Origin of the sequence: Ochrobactrum sp. SFR4 (genome assembly GCF_019730395.1) — a bacterium.
Lineage (GTDB): Bacteria > Pseudomonadota > Alphaproteobacteria > Rhizobiales > Rhizobiaceae > Pseudochrobactrum.
Genome location: NZ_JAAPBB010000287.1, coordinates 1 through 401 on the forward strand (window position 1 = coordinate 1; position 401 = coordinate 401).

At 50.6% G+C, this 401-nt stretch carries 1 protein-coding gene; it reads right to left on the reverse strand.

All coding sequences use genetic code 11. The features are described from left to right. Positions 1 to 7 precede the first annotated feature (7 nt). A partial coding sequence (locus HBA93_RS19020) for a glycine betaine ABC transporter substrate-binding protein (RefSeq protein WP_286202065.1) occupies positions 8 to 401 on the reverse strand: 394 nt, incomplete at its 5' end.

Consider the following 401-nt stretch of genomic DNA (forward strand, 5'->3'; position numbering starts at 1 on the left):
GTAATATTTAAAGGCCGAAAGCTGCTTTCACAGTTGCCAGTCCGTCTTTGCCATCCAGTGTGGTAACGTCTTTCAGCCACGGGTTGAGGGCATCCGGATTGGCCTTGATCCATGCGGTTGCTGCTTTTGCCGGATCTTCACCATCGTCAAGAATTTGACCCATGATCTGGTTTTCCATTTCAAGGGTGAACTCAAGATTGGTCAGGAATTTTCCGACATTCGGGCATTGCTCGGTGTAGCCGTTCCAGACATTGGTTTCGACTTTTGCACCGCCGAGGTTCGGACCAAAGAACTCATCGCCGCCTTCGAGATAGCGCATATCAAAGCGCGAGTTCATCGGATGCGGTTCCCAGCCTAAGAAGACCACAGGCTTCTTGGCTTTAATATCCTTGGCGACCTGT